General features: G+C 43.9%; 14 protein-coding genes and 1 pseudogene. 11 read left to right on the forward strand and 4 right to left on the reverse strand.

Features of this window, described 5'->3' with window-relative positions; genetic code table 11:
* Positions 1 to 799: 799 nt before the first annotated feature.
* From F6K52_RS15200 to F6K52_RS15210, 3 genes are all read left to right on the forward strand, one after another.
* Positions 800 to 1,810 carry a sulfotransferase gene (locus tag F6K52_RS15200; RefSeq protein WP_293078958.1) on the forward strand — a complete coding sequence of 337 codons (1,011 nt, stop codon included), beginning with the start codon at positions 800 to 802 and terminating at the stop codon, positions 1,808 to 1,810.
* Between the two features lie 10 nt (positions 1,811 to 1,820).
* Positions 1,821 to 3,059, forward strand: a complete 1,239-nt coding sequence (gene chrA / locus F6K52_RS15205; RefSeq protein WP_293078960.1) for a chromate efflux transporter — start codon at positions 1,821 to 1,823, stop codon at positions 3,057 to 3,059.
* 111 nt (positions 3,060 to 3,170) lie between these two features.
* Positions 3,171 to 3,320, forward strand: a complete 150-nt coding sequence (locus F6K52_RS15210; protein WP_293078962.1) for a hypothetical protein — start codon at positions 3,171 to 3,173, stop codon at positions 3,318 to 3,320.
* 162 nt (positions 3,321 to 3,482) lie between these two features.
* Here F6K52_RS15210 and F6K52_RS15215 read toward each other — a convergent pair whose 3' ends face one another.
* Positions 3,483 to 4,463: a phosphate/phosphite/phosphonate ABC transporter substrate-binding protein gene (locus tag F6K52_RS15215; protein ID WP_293078964.1), complete on the reverse strand. Its 981-nt coding sequence runs from the start codon at positions 4,461 to 4,463 to the stop codon at positions 3,483 to 3,485.
* A gap of 484 nt (positions 4,464 to 4,947) precedes the next feature.
* On the opposite strand from F6K52_RS15215, the gene F6K52_RS15220 reads away from it, so the two are divergent.
* The 7 genes from F6K52_RS15220 to F6K52_RS15250 all read left to right on the forward strand — a co-directional run bounded on the left by F6K52_RS15220 (position 4,948) and on the right by F6K52_RS15250 (position 14,873).
* Positions 4,948 to 8,397: a GAF domain-containing protein gene (locus tag F6K52_RS15220; protein WP_293078966.1), complete on the forward strand. Its 3,450-nt coding sequence runs from the start codon at positions 4,948 to 4,950 to the stop codon at positions 8,395 to 8,397.
* A 225-nt stretch (positions 8,398 to 8,622) separates the two neighbouring features.
* Entirely contained in the window at positions 8,623 to 12,168 is a 3,546-nt protein-coding gene (locus tag F6K52_RS15225; RefSeq protein ID WP_293078968.1) for an NB-ARC domain-containing protein, read from the forward strand.
* A gap of 386 nt (positions 12,169 to 12,554) precedes the next feature.
* Positions 12,555 to 12,920, forward strand: coding sequence for a hypothetical protein (locus F6K52_RS15230; RefSeq protein ID WP_293078971.1), 366 nt, complete (start codon positions 12,555 to 12,557; stop codon positions 12,918 to 12,920).
* Between the two features lie 97 nt (positions 12,921 to 13,017).
* Complete coding sequence (locus F6K52_RS15235; RefSeq protein WP_293078973.1) at positions 13,018 to 13,575, forward strand: hypothetical protein; 558 nt, start codon at positions 13,018 to 13,020, stop codon at positions 13,573 to 13,575.
* Positions 13,576 to 13,699: 124 nt separating this feature from the next.
* The gene (locus F6K52_RS15240; protein WP_293078975.1) at positions 13,700 to 14,446 is read left to right on the forward strand and encodes a transposase; all 747 of its coding nucleotides are present in this window, start codon (positions 13,700 to 13,702) and stop codon (positions 14,444 to 14,446) included.
* On the forward strand, positions 14,397 to 14,732 hold the full coding sequence (locus tag F6K52_RS15245; RefSeq protein WP_293078977.1) for a hypothetical protein: 336 nt from the start codon (positions 14,397 to 14,399) through the stop codon (positions 14,730 to 14,732). The genes F6K52_RS15240 and F6K52_RS15245 overlap by 50 nt, the downstream gene beginning before the upstream one ends.
* 6 nt (positions 14,733 to 14,738) lie before the next feature.
* A complete protein-coding gene (locus tag F6K52_RS15250) occupies positions 14,739 to 14,873 on the forward strand; it encodes a hypothetical protein (protein ID WP_293078979.1) in 135 nt (44 codons plus the stop codon).
* Positions 14,874 to 14,960: 87 nt separating this feature from the next.
* On the opposite strand, the gene F6K52_RS15255 is transcribed toward F6K52_RS15250, so the two are convergent.
* The 3 genes from F6K52_RS15255 to F6K52_RS15265 all read right to left on the reverse strand — a co-directional run bounded on the left by F6K52_RS15255 (position 14,961) and on the right by F6K52_RS15265 (position 17,232).
* The gene (locus F6K52_RS15255) at positions 14,961 to 15,641 is read right to left on the reverse strand and encodes a DUF1822 family protein (RefSeq protein ID WP_293078981.1); all 681 of its coding nucleotides are present in this window, start codon (positions 15,639 to 15,641) and stop codon (positions 14,961 to 14,963) included.
* 318 nt (positions 15,642 to 15,959) lie between these two features.
* A complete protein-coding gene (locus tag F6K52_RS15260) occupies positions 15,960 to 16,802 on the reverse strand; it encodes a TlyA family RNA methyltransferase (protein ID WP_293078983.1) in 843 nt (280 codons plus the stop codon).
* Between the two features lie 292 nt (positions 16,803 to 17,094).
* Entirely contained in the window at positions 17,095 to 17,232 is a 138-nt protein-coding gene (locus F6K52_RS15265; protein WP_293078985.1) for a hypothetical protein, read from the reverse strand.
* Positions 17,233 to 17,299: 67 nt separating this feature from the next.
* Here F6K52_RS15265 and F6K52_RS15270 point away from each other — a divergent pair.
* Positions 17,300 to 19,166, forward strand: a pseudogene (locus tag F6K52_RS15270) (hypothetical protein); the annotation flags it as partial.

Below are 19,166 nucleotides of genomic sequence, written 5' to 3' on the forward strand. Positions count from 1 at the left end.
TGCGAGTAGCCCCATCTCCCCATCTCCCCATCTCCCCACACTGTTATTATCGGTATTCAACCGAACTTGGTATTATTCTCCCATCACCTCATCAACCTACAGTCTTAATGTCAATCATTTAACCTATCTACTTGAGTGATAGTGCTTAATTTTCGGCTGTTATCCGGGATAGGGTAATCAGTTAACGAAGGTGTGATCTGGTTTATAGGATTTATAAATCAGATGTAAACATAGCAGGTCTTTTTTTATTGTCCAATAAAAATCTGTATCTCTTTCCCCTCTTGACTTTTGCCTCTTAGCTTTTGCTTTTTCCGGCAATAATTTTGTTTACGACCAAGATATAAACGCGCTTATCGGTTGTTAAACAATTTGTAAGCATATGCGCTACGCGCAGGCTACGCCAACAGCCGTCAGCCGTCAGCCGTCAGCCGTCAGCCGTCAGCTTTTGGCTCACTCTGGGCGAACAGCTTATTTTATTCAAAAGCTGTTCGGTGTAGCGTGTGCTATGGGCATAAACAGTTCCGTGTACCTTGGCCACAGGCCTTTGGCTGAGAGCTGAGAGCTGAGAGCTGAGAGCTGAGAGCTGAGAGCTGAGAGCTGAGAGCTGAGAGCTGAGAGCTTAATGCTTACGGTTAGTTAGCTAAACACCGCTCCACTCACAGCTAGGGAGAGTTGGTTTGGTGAAGACCAAGCTTTTATTGTGCTGCATTGCAACCACAACGTTTTCTGATGGCTGCTTCTACTTAATCGGTGATCAAGGTCAGCAATTGGAATTCAGTGATGAGGATAGCTCAAAGTTATGTCTATTTTTATGATCGGCACCCAACGCTCAGGCTCTAATTTATTGCGCCTGATGTTGAATCAGATTGGTGATCTCGCTGCTCCCCACTCCCCTCACATATTGCAGCGGATGATGCCATTACTACCTACCTATGGGGATTTGAGTCAAACGGACACCTTTACCCTATTAGTCAATGATGTGTGTCGTTTAGTGGAACTCAATCCCGTCCCTTGGGAGGGTGTGAATTTAAATACAAAGGACGTTATTTCCCTTTGCCGAGAGCGGTCTTTGGTGGCGATATTTGCCTCTGTTTACGATATTATGGCACAAACTTGGGGAGCACAGCAATGGTGTTGCAAAAGTTTAGCCAACGTTTACTACCTGCCAGAGATTACCGCTTACTTGGAAAACGCTAAATTTATCTATTTGTACCGGGATGGTCGAGATGTAGCGCTTTCTTTTAAGAAGGCAGTGGTTGGGGAAAAGCACTTCTACCATATTGCTCAAGAATGGGCAAAAGCCCAGCGTTTAGCACTCCAGATGCGCTCTCGCCTAAGTCCGGAGAGGTTTTTCAGTATCAGTTATGAAACCCTTATCAGCTCTCCTGAGACGACTTTGCAGGATCTGTGTAATTTCCTAGGCGTGCAGTATACTCATTTGATGCTGGATTTCCATCAATCCCAGGAAGCCTCGAATGCTGCAACGTCTAGCTCCTTATGGACTAATGTCACGCAACCTGTAATTAAGCAAAACACTAAGAAGTTTCTCCAGGAAGCTACGGATGAGGAAATCCTGATTTTTGAATTAGTGGCGGGGGATGTACTTGATGCTCTCGGTTACGAACGGTTTGGAATTCTTCAAGGTAAAGAAATCAAATTCAGCAGCACTGCGATCGCTAAATTTAATGCGATTAATCAAAGCTTAAAAGCAGAGGTACGCCAAACGATGGATCCTGAGGACTTAAAGCGACGGGATCGCCAAGCCACTCTGCTCAAAGAGATTAAAGCACGTCAGACCGTAGTGGCTTAAATAACTGACTATGTTAAAAAAACTGCATGTAAACTCGGAAAATTCCGAGTCGGTATCCCTTTGGTTTCTGTTCTGGAACTTTTTCAAGATCGGAAGTACAGCGTTTGGCGGTTTCATGGCTCTGATTTCCGTAGTGGAGAATCGGATGGTGCGGCGGCACAAACTCCTCACCCATGAAGATATGCTGGACGGCATTTCCTTAGCCACTGTTTTACCTGGTCCAGTTGCTGCTAATGTAGTAGCCTATGTGGGCTATCGCTTGGGGAGGACTAATGGGGCTGTAGTCAGTGCCATCGGTGTGTTGCTCCCTTCTTTTATCCTGGTAATTGGTCTAACCATTGCTTATCTCCAGGCCGGGGAAATTCCAGCACTTCAAAAAGCCTTTGCGGGATTTATTCCTGCAGTGGTAGCGATTATCTTGAGTGCCGCCAGGCGCATGAGCAAAAAAGCGATCAAAGGCTGGCGAGAAGTAGTGATTGCAATAATCGCGGCAGTCCTACTCAAGGTAGTAGGAGGATTCTACATTACTGTGCTAGTCGTGGTCGGTTCTGGATTGGTAGGATGGCTTTGGTTAGGTGAGACTAAGCACTCGGGACAGGAGAATTCCCAAGCTCAACCGATTCAGGAGTCAATTCAGGGGATTTCCTGGCTGAAGCTGTCAGTCACCTTGCTCATCCTGCTGAGTTTTCCCTTGCTTTCTATGATTCCCCTACCCTTTTTGGGGGAAACCAGCCTCGCGAAACTATTCGTGACATTTTCCGGCATGAGCCTGATGCTATTTGGTGGAGGCTACGTGTTCATTCCCCTGATTCAAGAAGTGGTGGTGAATACTTACGGTTGGGTGACTCAGACAGAATTTGCTAATGCGATCGCAATCGGACAAATTACTCCTGGACCAATTCTGATCAGCGCTGCCTTCATCGGTTATGTGGTCAAAGGAATTTCCGGAGCAATAGTAGCAACAGTAGGAATTTTTTTACCACCAGGACTGCTGATGGTAACCTGTTCCCACTTATTGAAACATATCAAAGAATCTACAGTGATTCAGGCGGCGCTCAAAGGAATTCGTCCTGCCGTCATTGGCATGATCATTACCGCTGCTATGGTAGTAGCCGGGAGTGCTGAATTTCATCTTGGCAGCCTGGTGATCTTTGCCGCAGCCTTAGTTGCCCTGTGGCGGTTCCGGGTGAAGGTGCTGTTGATTATCCCGATTGCCGGAGTTTTAGGCTTAGTACTTTACTCAATCTAGAATCAGTGGTAATAGGTAATAGGTATTAGGTAATTATTTTGCTTGCTTTCCTAAGCAAAGGGAACAGGGAGCAGGGAGCAGGGAGCAGGGAGCAGGTAATGGGTAATTATTTTGGTTGTTTACCTATTTAGATTTACAAACTTTATCGGATTTCATACACTACTGAAAGCTGATTATAGCGGTTTATACGCTAATGAATTACACAGTATTTTTCCCTGTTCCCTGTTCCCTGTTCCCTGTTCCCTGTTCCCTGTTCCCTAAAACCTAAAACCTATAGCGTTTCTAGGACTCATGAGGTACACATAACTGTTTGACTATTGGCTTTTGCTTCTTCTCTATTAACTGCTCCCTGCTCCCTGCTCCCTGCTCCCTAAAAACCAGATATTTGTACCTCACAAGTCGTAGAATTGCTATATATACTTATTACTTAGCATTCCAACTTTTTAGCCTCAATGTTTCAATCAGCTTATCCAGGGAGCCATAATCCTCTGCCGGTAAAAATTTTTCTATCTTAGCTGCTGCCAGGGCTGGATGGTTTGCCGGGATATTCAGAAGCGTGTCAGTCACTGCTGCCACTAATTGCGGGTCAGTACCCTTAACTGCAGCAATCGGCCACTCGGGATATAGATCGGTGGTATGAGTATAGAAGAATTTGTCGTTACCTGACTCTAGGATTCTCAGCTGTTCCAGGTTTTCCAGCAAGCCTTGGTTCAGCATCTTTTCTAATTGACCTGTACGGATAAACCCAACATCAATTTTGCCGTTGACTACCTCTTGCACGATCTTGTCTTGGGATTTGTTTTCCACAAAACTGCTGAAGTCCAGGAACGGGTCAATACCATTTTGAAGCAGATGATAGATTTGGAAAGTGCAGCCAGCCGCCGCCGTTTGAAAAGCCACGCAGGCTGCCTTCTTACCCCGCAGATCCTTCAGTTTGTAGATATTGCTATCGGTTCTGACGATGATCAGACCACCAAATTTTGTACCCACCTGAGGTCGAGAGTGGGTAAGTAGAAACTCCGTATCGTAGAGCCGACGGATTTGCACAGCTGCCAGAGGATTGTTGGTGGTAAAGTGCAAATTACCTTGGGCTACTTCAATGAATTGACTTTCTTGGGTAACAGGTACTAAGGAGAAAGGGCGATTAATCACCCCAGATAGGTAGTTTAGGAGTGGCTGATACCGTTGTTTGACAGAATCCACGCTATCTATAGTAAGTACACCCACCCGAACAGTATTGTCCGACACTTGTTGATGGGAAGTATCAACGGGTGTCACTGATGGGTTTGCAGGCTTTTTATCCTCGCAGGCGGTAAGCCCTAGGATAAGACCAATCGATACACCAGTTAATAAATTAATTAATATTTTTGGATAACTTATTAAGTTTACTAGATTTTTAATCATCAAAATTAATTTAATTATTCAATATTAATAATCAGAAAAATAATTTAAACTAGATATTATTTTTTCTTTGGCAAGAGTTATTTCAAGTGATGGATACTTTGATAAATTTTCGATGAAGTTTCGATGAAGTTTTAGATATACCCTAGCCAGCCTGAGTTTTTACTGTGAGCAGTTACGAGTATACACAATACTGCCGAAAAACTATACCTGTAGAGTTAGCTATAAATAACTAACTACTCAAAGTAGCGTATAGTCAGTAACTTGGCGTAAGTCTTAAGGTACAAAATTTAGTCAATTGACTGAGATGACTTCCTATATAAATATGGTTAGATTAAAAACTGGAGTCAATATAAAAATTTTAAATAGGTCGTAAATTATCACTAGGCCAAAATTCCTGTAATACCAATAATTTTGGAGTTCTGTATTTTCACAAATCGTTTCAACACTCTATAGCTATATTTCTAAGAAAAATAGTCACGGTCATATGCCTCTTTCAAGAAAACTTCCCTGGGAATTACCTGTCACACCTCAAGGGATAAGCCAAGATCAAGAACAGCAATCAAGTCAACCCACCGATCCCAGCAATTCCCAAGCACAAAGGACAAGTACTGATCTACGCACTCAATTATTGAAGACCATTCTCCCAGCCGTTTTAACCCCTCTAGGTCTGGCTGGACTATTGAGCTACAGTGCTATTTCCCGCAGCTCCCAACAGCAAGCTGAGCAACTATTAGAGGGTGAAACCCTAGTTGCGGGCAGAGTTTTCTATATATTTTTGGAGGAAGCAAAAAGAATACCTGCTACATTGGCCGCTAGCCCTTTAGTAGTTGAAGCAGCTAGCACTGCCGCCAAAGTGTCTCAAGTGAAAAACCTTGCTAAATTACCCTACTACGAGGTTGAAGAGTCTTTCTCGGCTACCCGGTTAATCCAGCCGAATCAAACTCTCAATTATTACTTACGTAAAACTACAGCAATTCATGACTTTACCGAGATATCTTTTACCGAAAAGCACGGGTTTAACGTGGCTTACAACACTCCTACTCCTGACTTTGTCCAACGGGATGAAGCCTGGTGGCAATCGGCAAAAAATTATCCCAGTCAGCAGGTGATTAACACCAAATTTGATGATGCTGACGATAGGTTCGTGATTGAGTTCAGCAAAGCGATCACAGATCCAGCAACTGATGAATTCCTAGGGGTTGTTAGAGGAGTTTTGCCTGCCTCGGTTTTCAGCACCATATTTAAAAACCTGCTGAAGGATTTGGAAATTGGGGATTCTCAATATATGCAGCTACTAGCCCTGAAACAAGACGACACTGTGGCTGTTGTAGATACCATCTACCAAGGGAAGAGTAAAGAGCAGCCACAGAAACTGCTAGGGCAAAAGGATCAAGCAGTTGTACAGAACCTAAAAATTTTGCTCAAAGCTGTTGAAACTGGGCAAACAGTCCAACAAAAGGGACTGACCATAAAGTCAGCTAATTCAGAACTTTTCCCAAACTTGAAGCTGGCCACCTTTGATCATAATACCAGGCACTATATATTGGTTGCAGTTCCTGATAGCAATTGGACTCTGGCCGTCTCGATCAAACTTAGTGAAATCAGAGCAGCGGGTAGAAAAGCGGCCATAGGCTTTGCTAGTTTGTTCGTGGTACTGGGCATTATTATTACCTTGGTAGTCAGAGCTTTATCCCGTCAGTTAGCAAAACCCTTGGGTCAGTTGGCTAATACTGCCAAAGCGGTGATTGCAGGCAACCTGAACGTTCAGGCGGAACTGGTTGGTGCTACCGAGACGCAGCTACTCGCTCAAGTCTTTAATAACCTGGTGACACGGGTCAAAGGTCGATTACAGGACCAAGAACAAGAAACTGAACAGGCGCGGACACTAGTGCTAGTCAGCAACCAGCTTCAGCAATCCTTAAACTTCGAGAATATCCTACAAACTTCCGTTTATGGGGTACACCTTGCCCTCAAGACAGACCGTGTGTTTATCTATCGCTTTAATCCTGACTTCAAAAGCGGGATAATTGCAGCGGAGGTCGTAAATTCTGGTTTGGTTCAAGCCCTAGGGCAAACTATTTACGAACCAATGACGACCGGGGAAATTACAAAGTTTAACTTGCAGAAGCTTGTGAGTGTCGAGAACCTTCAACAAGCGACTCTAACTGGTGCTCCTGGCCAGTTCCTTCAACGCCTTGGTGTCGTAGCCAGCCTGGTTGCGCCAATTATAGTTGGGGGTGAACTTTTCGGCTTGTTGTACGCGAATGATTGCTCAAAACCCCACCGTTGGCAGGAGTCAGAACGTGAGTTGATGCAGCAGTTAACTAGACAAATTGGTGATGCCCTCACCCAAGCCCTGCTCCTGGAACAGCAGCAAGCCACGGTGGACATTTTCCAAACGTTGAATGAGATTACCGCTAGCATGCTTGAATCTCTAGAACGGGAAAAGATTTTCGCGGCTACGGTGCTGGGAGTTCAAAGAGCGCTCTCGTGCGATCGCACAATCATTTACCTCCTCGAACAGAATCAGAAAGGCTCCATGGTTGCCCTTTCAGTAACTCTGGATGGCTCTGTTGCGCCACAAACACAGAAAGAAGAGTTGGATTTTGCCCTAGAGGATCTTGATCACTACCAGTCACGTCAGGTTCTAGCCATTGATAATCTTGAGGGTGAGTTGACCTACTACCAGCAGTCCCAACTAGAGAGGCTTGGCCAAACCTCTCTACTGGGTGGAGCTAAAGCCAGTTTAGTAGCACCGATTTTAGTGGCAGGTAACTTGATTGGCTTTTTGGCTGCCCATAAATGTTCACAGCCAAGAGCTTGGCAGGAAACGGAGATCAAGTTTTTCACTCAGGTGGCGATTCAATTCGGCTTTGCTCTAGACCAGGCTAATCTCCTCGAAAATACCCAAAGAATTTCTCAACAACAAAGACAGGAAAAAGAAGCACTCCAGAACCAACTGCTGGTAATGCTTGAAAATTTGCAAGGGGCAGCACAAGGAGATCTGACAGTGCGCTCTGAGGTGACTTTGGATGAAATTGGTAAAGTTGCTGATGGTTTTAACATCATTATTGAGAGTTTCCAAACTATCGTAACCCAGGTCAACAACTCAACGGTTCAAGTCAATACCTTACTGGAAAACAACGAGGTGGTAGTCGCTCAACTAGCAGAAGATGCTCTTAAGCAGGCTTCAGAAAGCACTCGCACCCTGGATTCAGTGAACCAAATCACCGATTCGATTCAAGCAGTGGCTGAGAATGCTGATCAGGCGGCGAAAGTAGTTGATGGAGTTACAACCACTGTTGAAGCTAGCAGCAGTGCTATTAACCTAACTCAGGAGAGTATGTTGGAATTGCGAGATACGATTGGGGAAACCACGTCAAAAGTGAAGCAGCTAGGTAAATCTTCCGAAAAGATTGCTAAGGTGGTCGCTTTGAGCAACATGCTCTTAGTTCAAACCAATGTTTTGACTATTAACGCTGAGATTGAGGCTGCGCGGTCTGGTAACGGGATTCAAGGTTTTGTCGTGATTGCCAAAGAAGTGAATCAGCTTACCAACGAATTGATCAAAGCTACCCAGGAAATTCACAAAATAGTAGATGAGATAGAGCTAGAAACATCTCAATTAGTGAAGGTAATGGAACAGAGCACTGCTGTGGTGGAGAAGGGCACAAGTCGAGTTGAGGAAGCTAAGCAGAATCTGAAACAGCTGAAGTCGGCTTCGTGCCAGATCGAGCAGCTAGTGACAGCTATTTCCCAAGGGAGTCTTTCCCAAACCGAAACCACTCAGAGCATCGCTATGTTGATCAAAGATATGGCCCAATTCTCGGAACGTACCGTTGATTCCTCTAGGCAAATTTCAAGTTCCTTAACCTCAACTGTAGCCGTAGCTCAGGAATTGCAGGAGTCGGTTAGTGGTTTTAAAGATTTTTGATAACACCAAAAAATCTTAAGCAGCTGATAGCTCAATAGTCAAATTAAATTATATTAACTCTGTTCAAAAAACTTAAAAGTCCTCAACCCCTTGCTGTTCTAGGCTCCGAAGTCACCTGTGCCCTTGTCTGAGGTGATTATTTGAATTGTCTCAGATTGACTTCATGATACTCTCAGAGTTTGGCATAACAATTGGCTTGGATACTCAGCAGAACCAGATTTCCCTATGAAGAATTCAGTGCGAGCTTCTGAATTAGGACTAAAATTGGTTGACCGGGCTAGACGCCTGAAAAGATGGAACAAAACCGCAGAAGCTTGGTTTAGCAGTGCCTTAACCTCTAGGGCAACCTTAAACCGATTTTGGGCCAGACAACCGATTCGCTGTGACACCTTCATCGCCATTTGTGATGCTGTAGGGGTTGATTGGGAAAAGGTTGTTGAGCCAGATCAGATTAAAGCAGATCAAATCAATAACGGCAAGAGTCCCACTGTGGCTCAAATTAAACGTGTTGATTGGGGACAAGCACCAAAACTAAGAGATTTCTACGGTCGTACTGAGGAACTCAACACCCTACAGCAATGGATTCTTCAGGACAAGTGCCGCCTGGTGACACTTCTAGGGATGGGGGGAATTGGTAAAACCTCTGTGGCTGTCAGCTTAGCCCATCTTCTGGAAGATAAATTTGAGTTTGTGATTTGGCGCACTCTACGCAATGCGCCTCCCCTAGAAGAACTCCTGGCAGACCTGATTCAATTTTTGTCTGGACAGCAGGAAACCAATTTACCCTCCTCTGTGGATGGCAAAATTCTGCGATTGATTCGGTATTTACAAGCAGGGCGTTGCTTGCTAGTTCTAGATAATGTTGAGTCGATTCTGCAAAGTGGCGATCGCACCGGTAGTTATCGAGAAGGATATGCTGAATACGGTGAGCTGCTCAGAAGTATTGGTGAAACCGCCCACCACAGCTGTCTATTGCTCACGTCTCGGGAGCCACCCCAGGACTTGATTATCCTAGAGGGGGAAAACTTACCCATTCGTTGTTTCCCACTCAAAGGCTTATCAGAAACTGATGGGCAGGAAATCTTGAAGGAAAAAGGAAATTTTGCTGGGGATGACACCCAGTGGCTGACCGTAATTGAGCACTATGCTGGCAATCCTTTAGCCTTAAAAATGGTGGCTTGTCTGGTCAGAGACTTTTTTTATGGCAATATTGCTCAGTTCCTGAATTTTTTAAAGCAAGGCTCATTCATTTTTGATGATATTCGGGATTTGCTAGACCGGCAGTTTCAGCGCCTGAGTGCTACACAACAAGAGCTGATGTACTGGCTAGCTATTAATCGCGAACCGGTGTTTTTTAAAGAGTTGGAACAGGACGTTTTCTGCCACCGATGCGCTCCTGACATTTTACAGTCTCTAGGGTCTCTACAACGGCGCTCATTAATTGAGAAAACCTCGGCTGGGTTTACCCAACAACCTGTAGTAATGGAATACATGGTTAATCGATTAATTGAGCAAATTCCTGAGGAAATTACTAGTAAAAACTTTGCTCTGTTGCGCAGTCACGCATTAGTCAAAGCCACTGCCCCTGAGTATATTCGGGATAGTCAAGTCTCTCTGATTCTCGAACCGATTATAGAAAGATTACTCGCTCGTTTTGGTTGCACAAAACAGCTCAGCAATCACTTGCTGGAAATTATATCAATGCTGCGCTCCCCAACTTCCACGGTAAACAAAATAACTAAAGAAACGGCATATAGCTGCGGCAATATAATTAATATACTGCGCCAATTACAGGTAGATTTAAGCAGCTATGACTTTTCTAATCTAACAGTTTGGCAAGCTAACCTACAGGGAATTAAATTACACAATGTCAATTTCGCCCATGCTGACTTGACCGGTTCAGTATTTACGGAAACCTTAGGAAATATTTTATCAGCAGCATTCAGTCCAGATGGTAAACTATTAGCAACCTGTGATACAGATTGGAAGGTTCGCCTGTGGGAAGTACCAATCGGTAAACTAGTTTTGATCTGTGAGGGTCATACCAATTTGGTACGGGACCTTGCTTTTAGCCATGATGGTAAAATTTTAGCCAGTTGCAGTGCCGATCACACCGTTAAGTTGTGGGATGTCAGTGACGGTAAGTGCTTGAAGACTTGTACCGGACATAGTAATGAGGTATGTTCAGTCGCTTTTAGTCCAGATGGTAAGACCCTAGTCAGTAGCAGTGGCGACCACACCTTGAAACTCTGGGATAGTGGCACTGGTGAATGTCTCAACACTTGCACCGGACATAGCAGTTGGGTTAGATCCGTTGCCTTTAGTCCAGATGGTAAGACTATAGCCAGTAGCAGTGACGACCACACGGTGAGATTCTGGGATAGTGGCACTGGTGAATGCCTGAACACTGGCACCGGTCATAGGGATTGCGTCGGGTCAGTGGCATTCACCAGTGACGGGAAAATCTTAGCCAGTGGCAGTGGCGACCACACGGTGAAGTTTTGGGAGGTAAGCACAGGTCGCTGCTTAAGAACTTACACAGGACATAGTGGTGGTGTATACTCAGTGGCCTTTAGTCCAGATGGGAAAACCCTAGCTAGTGGCGGTGGCGACCACATGGTTAGGCTCTGGGATACTAGCACCAATGAATGTTTGAAAACCTTGCATGGACACAGCAATCAGGTATTTTCAGTAGCCTTTAGTCCTTATGGAAACACCCTGGTTTGTGTGAGTTTAGACCAAAAGGTGAAGCTATGGGATTATCAAACCGGTCAATGCTTGAAAACTTGGTATGGAAATACGGATTGGGCAATGCCAATTGCGTTTAGTAGTGACGGTCAAATCCTGGCTAGTGGCAGTAACGACTACACAGTGAGAGTATGGGATTATGGTACTAGTAGCTGCATCAGAACCTTGCCCGGACATACTGACTTTGTCTATTCAGTGGCATTCAGTAGTGACAGGAAAACCTTAGCTAGTGGCAGTACAGACAATACGATCAGGCTGTGGGATGTCAGCACAGGTCGCTGCATTAGAACACTGCATGGCCATACTGATTGGGTATTTTCAGTGGCATTGAGTAGTGACGGGAAAACCTTAGCCAGTGGCAGTGCCGACCAGACGGTTAAGCTGTGGGATGTCAGCACAGGTCACTGCATCAGAACGTTTCAAGAACATACCGATAGACTCTGTTCAGTGGCATTCAGTAATGACGGGAAAACCTTAGCCAGTGGTAGTGCTGACCACACGGTGAGGCTATGGAATTGTGAGACCGGAAGCTGTGTAGGAATTTTGCGCGGACATAGTAATCGAGTCCACTCGGTCGCCTTTAGTCCCAATGGTCAGCTCTTGGCTAGTGGCAGTACAGACCACACGGTGAAGCTGTGGGATATTGGTGAGAGTAAGTGCTGCAAAACCTTGACCGGACATACCAATTGGGTATTGTCAGTTGCCTTCAGTCCCGATGGGAAAACCCTAAGCAGTGGCAGTGCTGACAAAACCGTGAGACTTTGGGATGTTTCCACAGGGGAGTGCCTTGACATTTGCACCGGACATACCCATCTGGTCTCTTCAGTCGCCTTCAGTGTAGATGGTCAAATTATGGCCAGTGGGTCTCAAGACCAAACGGTAAGACTAAAGGATGTAGAAACAGGGGAGTGTCTGAAAATATTGAGAACTCCTAGACTCTATGAAGCCATGAATATTACTGGAGTTAGAGGGTTAACTGAGGCACAAAAAGCAACTCTAAAAACGTTGGGAGCGATAGGATGAAGTTTGAAGTTTGAAGTTTGAAGTTTGAAGTTTGAAGTTTGAATTTAGAAGTTTGAATTTAGAAGTGGATTTTTCTTGATTCTTGATTCTTGATTCTTGATTCTTGATTCTTGATTCTTGATTCTTGATTCTTGATTTTTCATTATTTTTGCAGTTGTCGCCATGGCAGGATCAGAATAACAGGGAATGCGATGCTCAGCAAAAAGCCGCTACGCGATTGACCTTTGGTCACGCTACGCGAACGCATTTAGCATAGCTGATAGCTGATAGCTGATAGCTGATAGCTGATAGCTGATAGCTGATATTTTAACTGTATTAATAAGGTATACTCTTAAGAGTATATTAGTTATAAAAAACTGAATTTGTTAACAGTTATTCCATGAATAATGACTAATCAACGTGCAGACTACGATAATCCCTGGAAAGAGGCAATTTCCTTATATTTCCAACCATTTATGGCATTTTTGTTTCCCGAAATTGAGGAAAACATTGACTGGAACAAAGGCTATGAATTTCTGGACAAGGAATTCCAACAGATAGCGCGGGATGGGGAAATTAGCACTAGGGAAGCAGACAAATTAGTTAAGGTTTGGCGCACCGATGGCCAGGAAACCTGGGTATTAATTCATGTGGAAGTCCAAAGTCAATACGAATCCGTGTTTGCTGAGAGGATTTATGTGTACAATGTCTTGATGCAGTCGCTCATGGGGGAAACCCCCAAGACCGCGCTGCATCGCTTACCGCATTTTTGACAAATATAGGCGTCAAGTAGTCAGTCTAGCTGTTTTAGCTGATGAAAGCAAATCCTGGCGACCGAATCAATACAGTTACACGATTTGGGGGTGTGAGGTGTTGTTGCGCTTCCCGATTGTTAAACTGCTGGATTATTCGTCCCAGGTGTTGGAAGAAAGTAACAATCCTTTCGCGGTAATTGTGGCAGCTCATCGAGCCAATCAGCAAACTAAACAAGATGTTCAGCAACGATATCAGATTAAATTACGAGTTGCTAAACGTTTGTATCAACGGGGCTATGGCAGGCAAGATATCCTAGAGTTATTCCGGTTAATTGATTGGCTAATTAGTTTACCCGATAGCTGGCAAACCGGCTTTACCGAAGAAATTAGACGTTACGAACAGGAGAGTAATATGCCTTACGTTACTAGTTATGAACGCCTTGCTCGTCAAGAGGGGATGATACAAAAAGGTCGAGAATGGCTGCTGGAAGTACTTCGGGTTCGTTTTGAAGATGTGCCTAGGGAGTTGGTGGAAACAATCAACCAAATTAAGCATGACTCGATTTTGACAATGTTGCACAGACAGGCAATTACCATTGCTTCTGTAGAGGAGTTTATGGTTGTGGTTAATCAGCAGCTAGCTTCTGGTGAACAAAGTGCTGAAGATGCTTAACCGAAAGTGCGACAGTAAAATTTGATAAATTATTGGAATGTAGAATTGAGAATGTAGAATGTAGAATTGGATTTTTTTTAATTCTTAATTCTTAATTCTTAATTCTTAATTTATTCCATAAGTTATGACCAATCAACGTGCAGACTACGATAATCCCTGGAAAGAGGCTATTTCCTTATATTTCCAACCATTTATGGCATTTTTATTCCCCGAAATTGAGGAAAACATTGACTGGGATAAAGGCTATGAGTTTCTCGACAAGGAATTCCAACAAATAGCCCGGGATGGGGAAATTAGCACTAGGGAAGCAGACAAATTAGTTAAGGTTTGGCGCACCGATGGCCAGGAAACCTGGGTATTAATTCATGTGGAAGTCCAAAGTCAATACGAATCCGTGTTTGCTGAGAGGATTTATGTGTACAATTACCGCATTTTTGACAAATATCGGCGTCAAGTAGTCAGCTTAGCTGTTTTAGCTGATGAAAGCAAATCCTGGCGACCGAATAAATACAGTTACACGATTTGGGGGTGTGAGGTGTTGTTGCGCTTCCCGATGGTTAAACTGCTCGATTATTCGTCCGAGGTGTTGGAGCAAAGTAACAATCCCTTTGCTGTAATTGTTGCAGCTCATCGGGCTAATCAGCAAACTAAACAAGACCTTCAGCAACGATATCAGATTAAGTTACAAGTTGCAAAACGTTTGTATCAACGGGGCTATGGCAGGCAAGATATCCTAGAGTTATTCCGGTTAATTGATTGGCTAATTAGTTTACCCGATAGCTGGCAAACCGGCTTTACAGAAGAAATTAGACGTTGTCTTGATGCAGTCGCTCATGGGGGAAACCCCCAAGACCGCGCTGCATCGCTATGAACAGGAGAGTAGTATGCGTTACGTTACTAGTTTTGAACGCCTTGCTCGTCAAGAGGGGATTGAAATCGGCCTTTTGGAAAAAGGTCGAGAATCCTTGCTGGAAGTACTTCGGATTCGTTTTGAAGATGTGCCTAGGGAGTTGGTGGAAACAATCAACCAAATTAAGCATGACTCGATTTTGACAATGTTGCACAGACAGGCAATTACCATTGCTTCTGTAGAGGAGTTTATGGTTGTGGTTAATCAGCAGCTAGCTTCTGGTGAGCAAAGTGCTGAAGATGCTTAACCGAAAGTGCGACAGGAAAATTTTATAAATTATTGGGAGCGATGCAGCGCGGTCTTGGGGGTTTCCCCCATGAGCGACTGCCGTGGTTTCCCCCATGAGCGACTGCATCAAGACATGGTGAATGAAGAATTAATAATTTAGGATTTAGAATTTAGAATTGGATTTTTTTTCATTCTTCATTCTTCATTCTTCATTCTTCATTCTTCATTCTTCATTCTTTGTAAGCAATCAGATTAAGAAATTTTCTGTAATACTGATATCATTCCAAACCAACTTAATGGTAAAATATTCTCCTGCTTCGCCACTAACTTGCAACTTAAGATTTTCTGTCTCTCTGGCTTGGACTTGAATCACCACTATTTCTTCTTCATCTAGCACCATAATTTGTAAACCTTTGGGGAGAAGGTCTCGACCACCAGCGGGATGCAGCTCAATGGATAGATTCATTTTGGGTGATTCTGTCCGATGTAGCTCCACTAATAAAGCGACTTGCTGATCACCCCAGCCGATCTCAGTACCGAGTAGCTTACCTCTTCTCACTCCTGCTGTAGTATGGAATTTGGTACTAGATTGGTTAAATAAGTCACTTCTAAAACTGAAATCTCGCTCTAGGTTTCTCTGTAAGATAGTGTTCACGTTTTCCCAACCCGGATCAAAACAATCCTCTAACCACCGCTTTAGTTGTACCACCTTTTGACTAGGTGTTTTACTGGGTTTTGATCTCTGTGGTGGGCTGGGGTCTAATTTAAAACTGTCTAATCTAAAACTATCCTTAGGAAAGAGGGAAGGAGAAATAGGAAATGGGGAATAGGGCGAAGTATACTCTGCCTCCCCTTGCCTTCCGGAACCTCTGCGAACAAGGGGAACTGTTTGCTGGGTTTGTCCTGCTGGAATAGTGGTGTGTGACATTAACAAGTTACTCCAATACACTCTGCAATTTTCATAATAATGGCCATAAAATCGCAAAATGTCTCAGTTTTTGTCTCAGTTGTCTCAGTTTTGAATTATAGAAATTCTACGACTTTTGAGATACAAATGTCTGGGTTTTAGGGAGCAGGGAGCAGGGAGCAGATAATAGGCATGCTAGCAATAGGCATGCTAGCAATAGGTGAAAAATATTGTGTATCTGATAGCTATGAGAAACGCTATAAGAATGTAGAATTGGGAATTATGCTTTAACCCTTAACCATTCTTCATTCTTCATTCTAAATTCTTCATTCTAAATTCTTAATTCTTCATTCTTAATTCTTCATTCTTAATTTTGCTGGTAATCTCTCTAATTGCTGCTAAATCGGGATAGGGTAATACACTATCCATGGCTAGCCAAAGTAAGTACTCGATATTCCCGGCGGGGCCAGTAATGGGAGAGGAGATTAATCCTTTGTACTGCCAACCTAGTGGTTTGGTGGATTCTAGAACGTTTGCGATCGCATCCGCACGGTGATTGGGGTCCCTGACTACTCCTTTTTTCCCGACACGGTCACGACCAACTTCAAACTGAGGCTTGACTAGCAACACTACTTCACGGGGAGGGGATAGCAGTTGCCACAGAGCAGGAAGAATTTTGGTTAAGGAAATAAACGAAACATCGACTACGCCTAAATCAGCATAGACTTGACTCTGATTCGGAACTGGTGAAACACCGTACAAGTCGGCTGGCTGAAGATAGCGTAAGTTGGTACGTTCTTTCAACACCACCCGCTGGTCATTGCGCAGACTCCAGGCTACTTGTCCATATCCCACATCAACACCATAAACCTGTTTTGCTCCAGCTTTTAGCAAGCAGTCGGTGAAGCCACCGGTGGAAATGCCACCATCTAGGCAAATGCGTCCGTTTACTGAAATCCCAAATACCTCCAAGGCTTTGGCAAGTTTTTGCCCTCCTCTGGATACAAAAGGGGGTTTCTCTTTGACCTGAATCTGAGCCGTGGTCTTAATTTCAGTGCCTGGCTTATCTAATATTTGTCCATCTACCATTACTTCACCGGCACGAATCAGCACCTGAGCTCGCTGTCGGGATTCACACAGGTTAAGGTCTACTAATAATTTGTCGAGTCGTTGTTTAACCAATGGGATTGGAAGGTTAGGAGGTTAGGAGGTTGAAGGTTGAAGGTTGTTCGCGTAGCGTGGCCTATTGGCCAAGGTTAGGAGGTTAGAGGGTTAGAAGGTTGAAGGTTGTAAGGTTGTTCGCGTAGCGTGGCCTATTGGCCAAGGTTAGGAGGTTAGGAGGTTGGAAGGGGGGGTTTACAAACAGCCTTATCCCTAGTGACTGCACTTTTGATCTCTTTGCAGTCTACCACTGAGATACTGTGGTTTGGGTTGTTTTGTGACTTTCGCTGGTGCAGAAACTGGAATTGAGTACTCAATGCGATCGCGTAGCGTAGCCCTTCGGGCTAATCGCATCCCAAAGGGTATACTCACCCAGTTCCATCACTGAGTTAAACGTAGCTAAGCCAATTAACGGAAATTTTTTTATCTTATCAGAGTTAATCCGGATCACAAATACTTTATACTATAGCTATTCATTTTGCTCATAGTTAATATCCCCTACTTCCACTTAATCAGATATGGACCCTCTAACTATTGCAATCCTAGCTTTTATTGGTACGAAAGCTGCGGAAACTACAGTAGAAAAGTTCACTGAGGTAGCCCTAGAAAAAGCCAAGGAACTGCGCCAGAAGATTATTGATAAGTTAAGGGGTAATCCCAAGGCTGAAAAAGCTTTACATGCTGCTGAAGATGGTTCATATACTGATGTAGAAGTTGTATCTGACTATTTGCAAGAGGCGATGGCAGAGGATGATAAATTTGCCCAGGAGGTTAACGTATTAGCAAGAGAAATCAATAATTTTATCCAAGTAGAAGGGGGAAATTGGCAAGTATCTGGCAGTGAGGTAAATTACACCAATAAAAATCAAGCTCCCGTGATTCAAGGTGGTAGTGGTCATACGGTAAACATCACCTACAATAATACTTCTGATCATTTGCTGAAGTCCTCTGGGGAGCCGGTTCACCAAACCCATATTTACAATTATTACTATTCCCAAAACCAGAGCAGTAGTACTCCCAAAGATTTAGAGCAATGTACAGCAAGTGACAATCTACCATGCCCTTATCAAGGCTTGTTTCACTTCAGTCCGAATCAAGCCGAGTATTTCTTTGGGCGTGATGTTTTTATAGAAGAACTATTTAAAGCGACTCAAACTCGTAACTTTATCCCAGTATTGGGGGCATCAGGTAGTGGGAAATCCTCCGTAGTTCTAGCGGGATTAGTGCCGAAATTAGTAAAAGCAGGATATTGGCAATTTACCCATTTTCGTCCTGGAAAAGACCCATTTCTGGCTCTCGCTCAATCTTTGGTTACTCTCTACGTGCCGAACCTGGATGAAACTGACCGCATGGCTCAAGCTCGTAAATTAGCGGTATATTTTCAAGATCGTACAGTTCTATTATCCGATGTTTTTGCCACAATTCATCAGAATCATCCTAACCAGAAAATTTTACTAATTGCTGATCAATTTGAAGAACTCTATACTCTTTGTAGGGATGAGCAAACCCGTCGTCTATTTCTCGATACCCTCTCCAACACATTTCAATCTAGTTCAGAACAATCTTCCTCATCGACAGTGTTAGTAACCACCATGCGGGCAGATTTTTTAGGGAATGTGTTGTCCTATCCTCCCTTAGCGGATGTCTGGCGCAAAGTTAATGTTCAAATTCGTTCCATGAATCCAGAGGAACTCAGAGAGGTAATTGAAAAACCAGCCCAAAAAGTAGGGGTTAGTTTTGAAAGCGGACTGGTAGAACGCATTCTCGATGATGTTGATAAAGAACCAGGAAATTTACCTCTGTTGGAATTTGCCCTAACTGAACTTTGGAAAAAACGCACCAGCAAACAATTAACCCACCAAGCTTATCAAGCAATAGGTGAAGTTTCTGGGGCATTAACCAGCTATGCTGATCAGGAATTTAGTAAACTTCAGCCAGAGGAACAAGAACGGGTAAGGCGAATATTTATCCAGTTAGTACGTCCCGGTGAAGGTACCGAAGATACTAGACGATTGGCTACTAAAGCAGAATTAAACCAGACCAACTGGAAATTAGTTAAACGATTAGCTGATGCCCGGTTAGTGGTTACCAGTCGCACCGTTGTCACCAGTGCAGAAAATGCTGAACAAGAAACCGTGGAGGTAGTCCATGAGGCTTTAATTCGTAACTGGGGGCAACTGCAAGGATGGATGGAAACAGACCGAGAATTCCGTGCTTGGCAAGAAAGAATCCGAGCAACTATGGGTCACTGGCAGGAAATGAACCGGGATAAGGGACTGTTATTGCGGGGAGGTGCTTTAGTCCAGGCACAGGAAAAACTTAAAGAACGTCGGGAAGAACTATCCCAAGCTGAACAAGAGTTTATTGCCTTGAGTCAGAAATCCA

This window comes from Moorena sp. SIO3H5 (assembly GCF_010692395.1).
In the GTDB taxonomy this organism is placed as follows: domain Bacteria; phylum Cyanobacteriota; class Cyanobacteriia; order Cyanobacteriales; family Coleofasciculaceae; genus Moorena.

Bases quoted from the DNA above. Each gene is read 5' to 3' on its own strand.
- F6K52_RS15230 (WP_293078971.1), top strand. From the start codon at position 12,555: ATGACTAATCAACGTGCAGACTACGATAATCCCTGGAAAGAGGCAATT.
- F6K52_RS15255 (WP_293078981.1), bottom strand. From the start codon at position 15,641: ATGTCACACACCACTATTCCAGCAGGACAAACCCAGCAAACAGTTCCC.
- F6K52_RS15215 (WP_293078964.1), bottom strand. From the start codon at position 4,463: ATGATTAAAAATCTAGTAAACTTAATAAGTTATCCAAAAATATTAATT.
- chrA (WP_293078960.1), top strand. From the start codon at position 1,821: ATGTTAAAAAAACTGCATGTAAACTCGGAAAATTCCGAGTCGGTATCC.
- F6K52_RS15240 (WP_293078975.1), top strand. From the start codon at position 13,700: ATGACCAATCAACGTGCAGACTACGATAATCCCTGGAAAGAGGCTATT.
- F6K52_RS15200 (WP_293078958.1), top strand. From the start codon at position 800: ATGTCTATTTTTATGATCGGCACCCAACGCTCAGGCTCTAATTTATTG.
- F6K52_RS15245 (WP_293078977.1), top strand. From the start codon at position 14,397: ATGCAGTCGCTCATGGGGGAAACCCCCAAGACCGCGCTGCATCGCTAT.
- F6K52_RS15225 (WP_293078968.1), top strand. From the start codon at position 8,623: ATGAAGAATTCAGTGCGAGCTTCTGAATTAGGACTAAAATTGGTTGAC.
- F6K52_RS15220 (WP_293078966.1), top strand. From the start codon at position 4,948: ATGCCTCTTTCAAGAAAACTTCCCTGGGAATTACCTGTCACACCTCAA.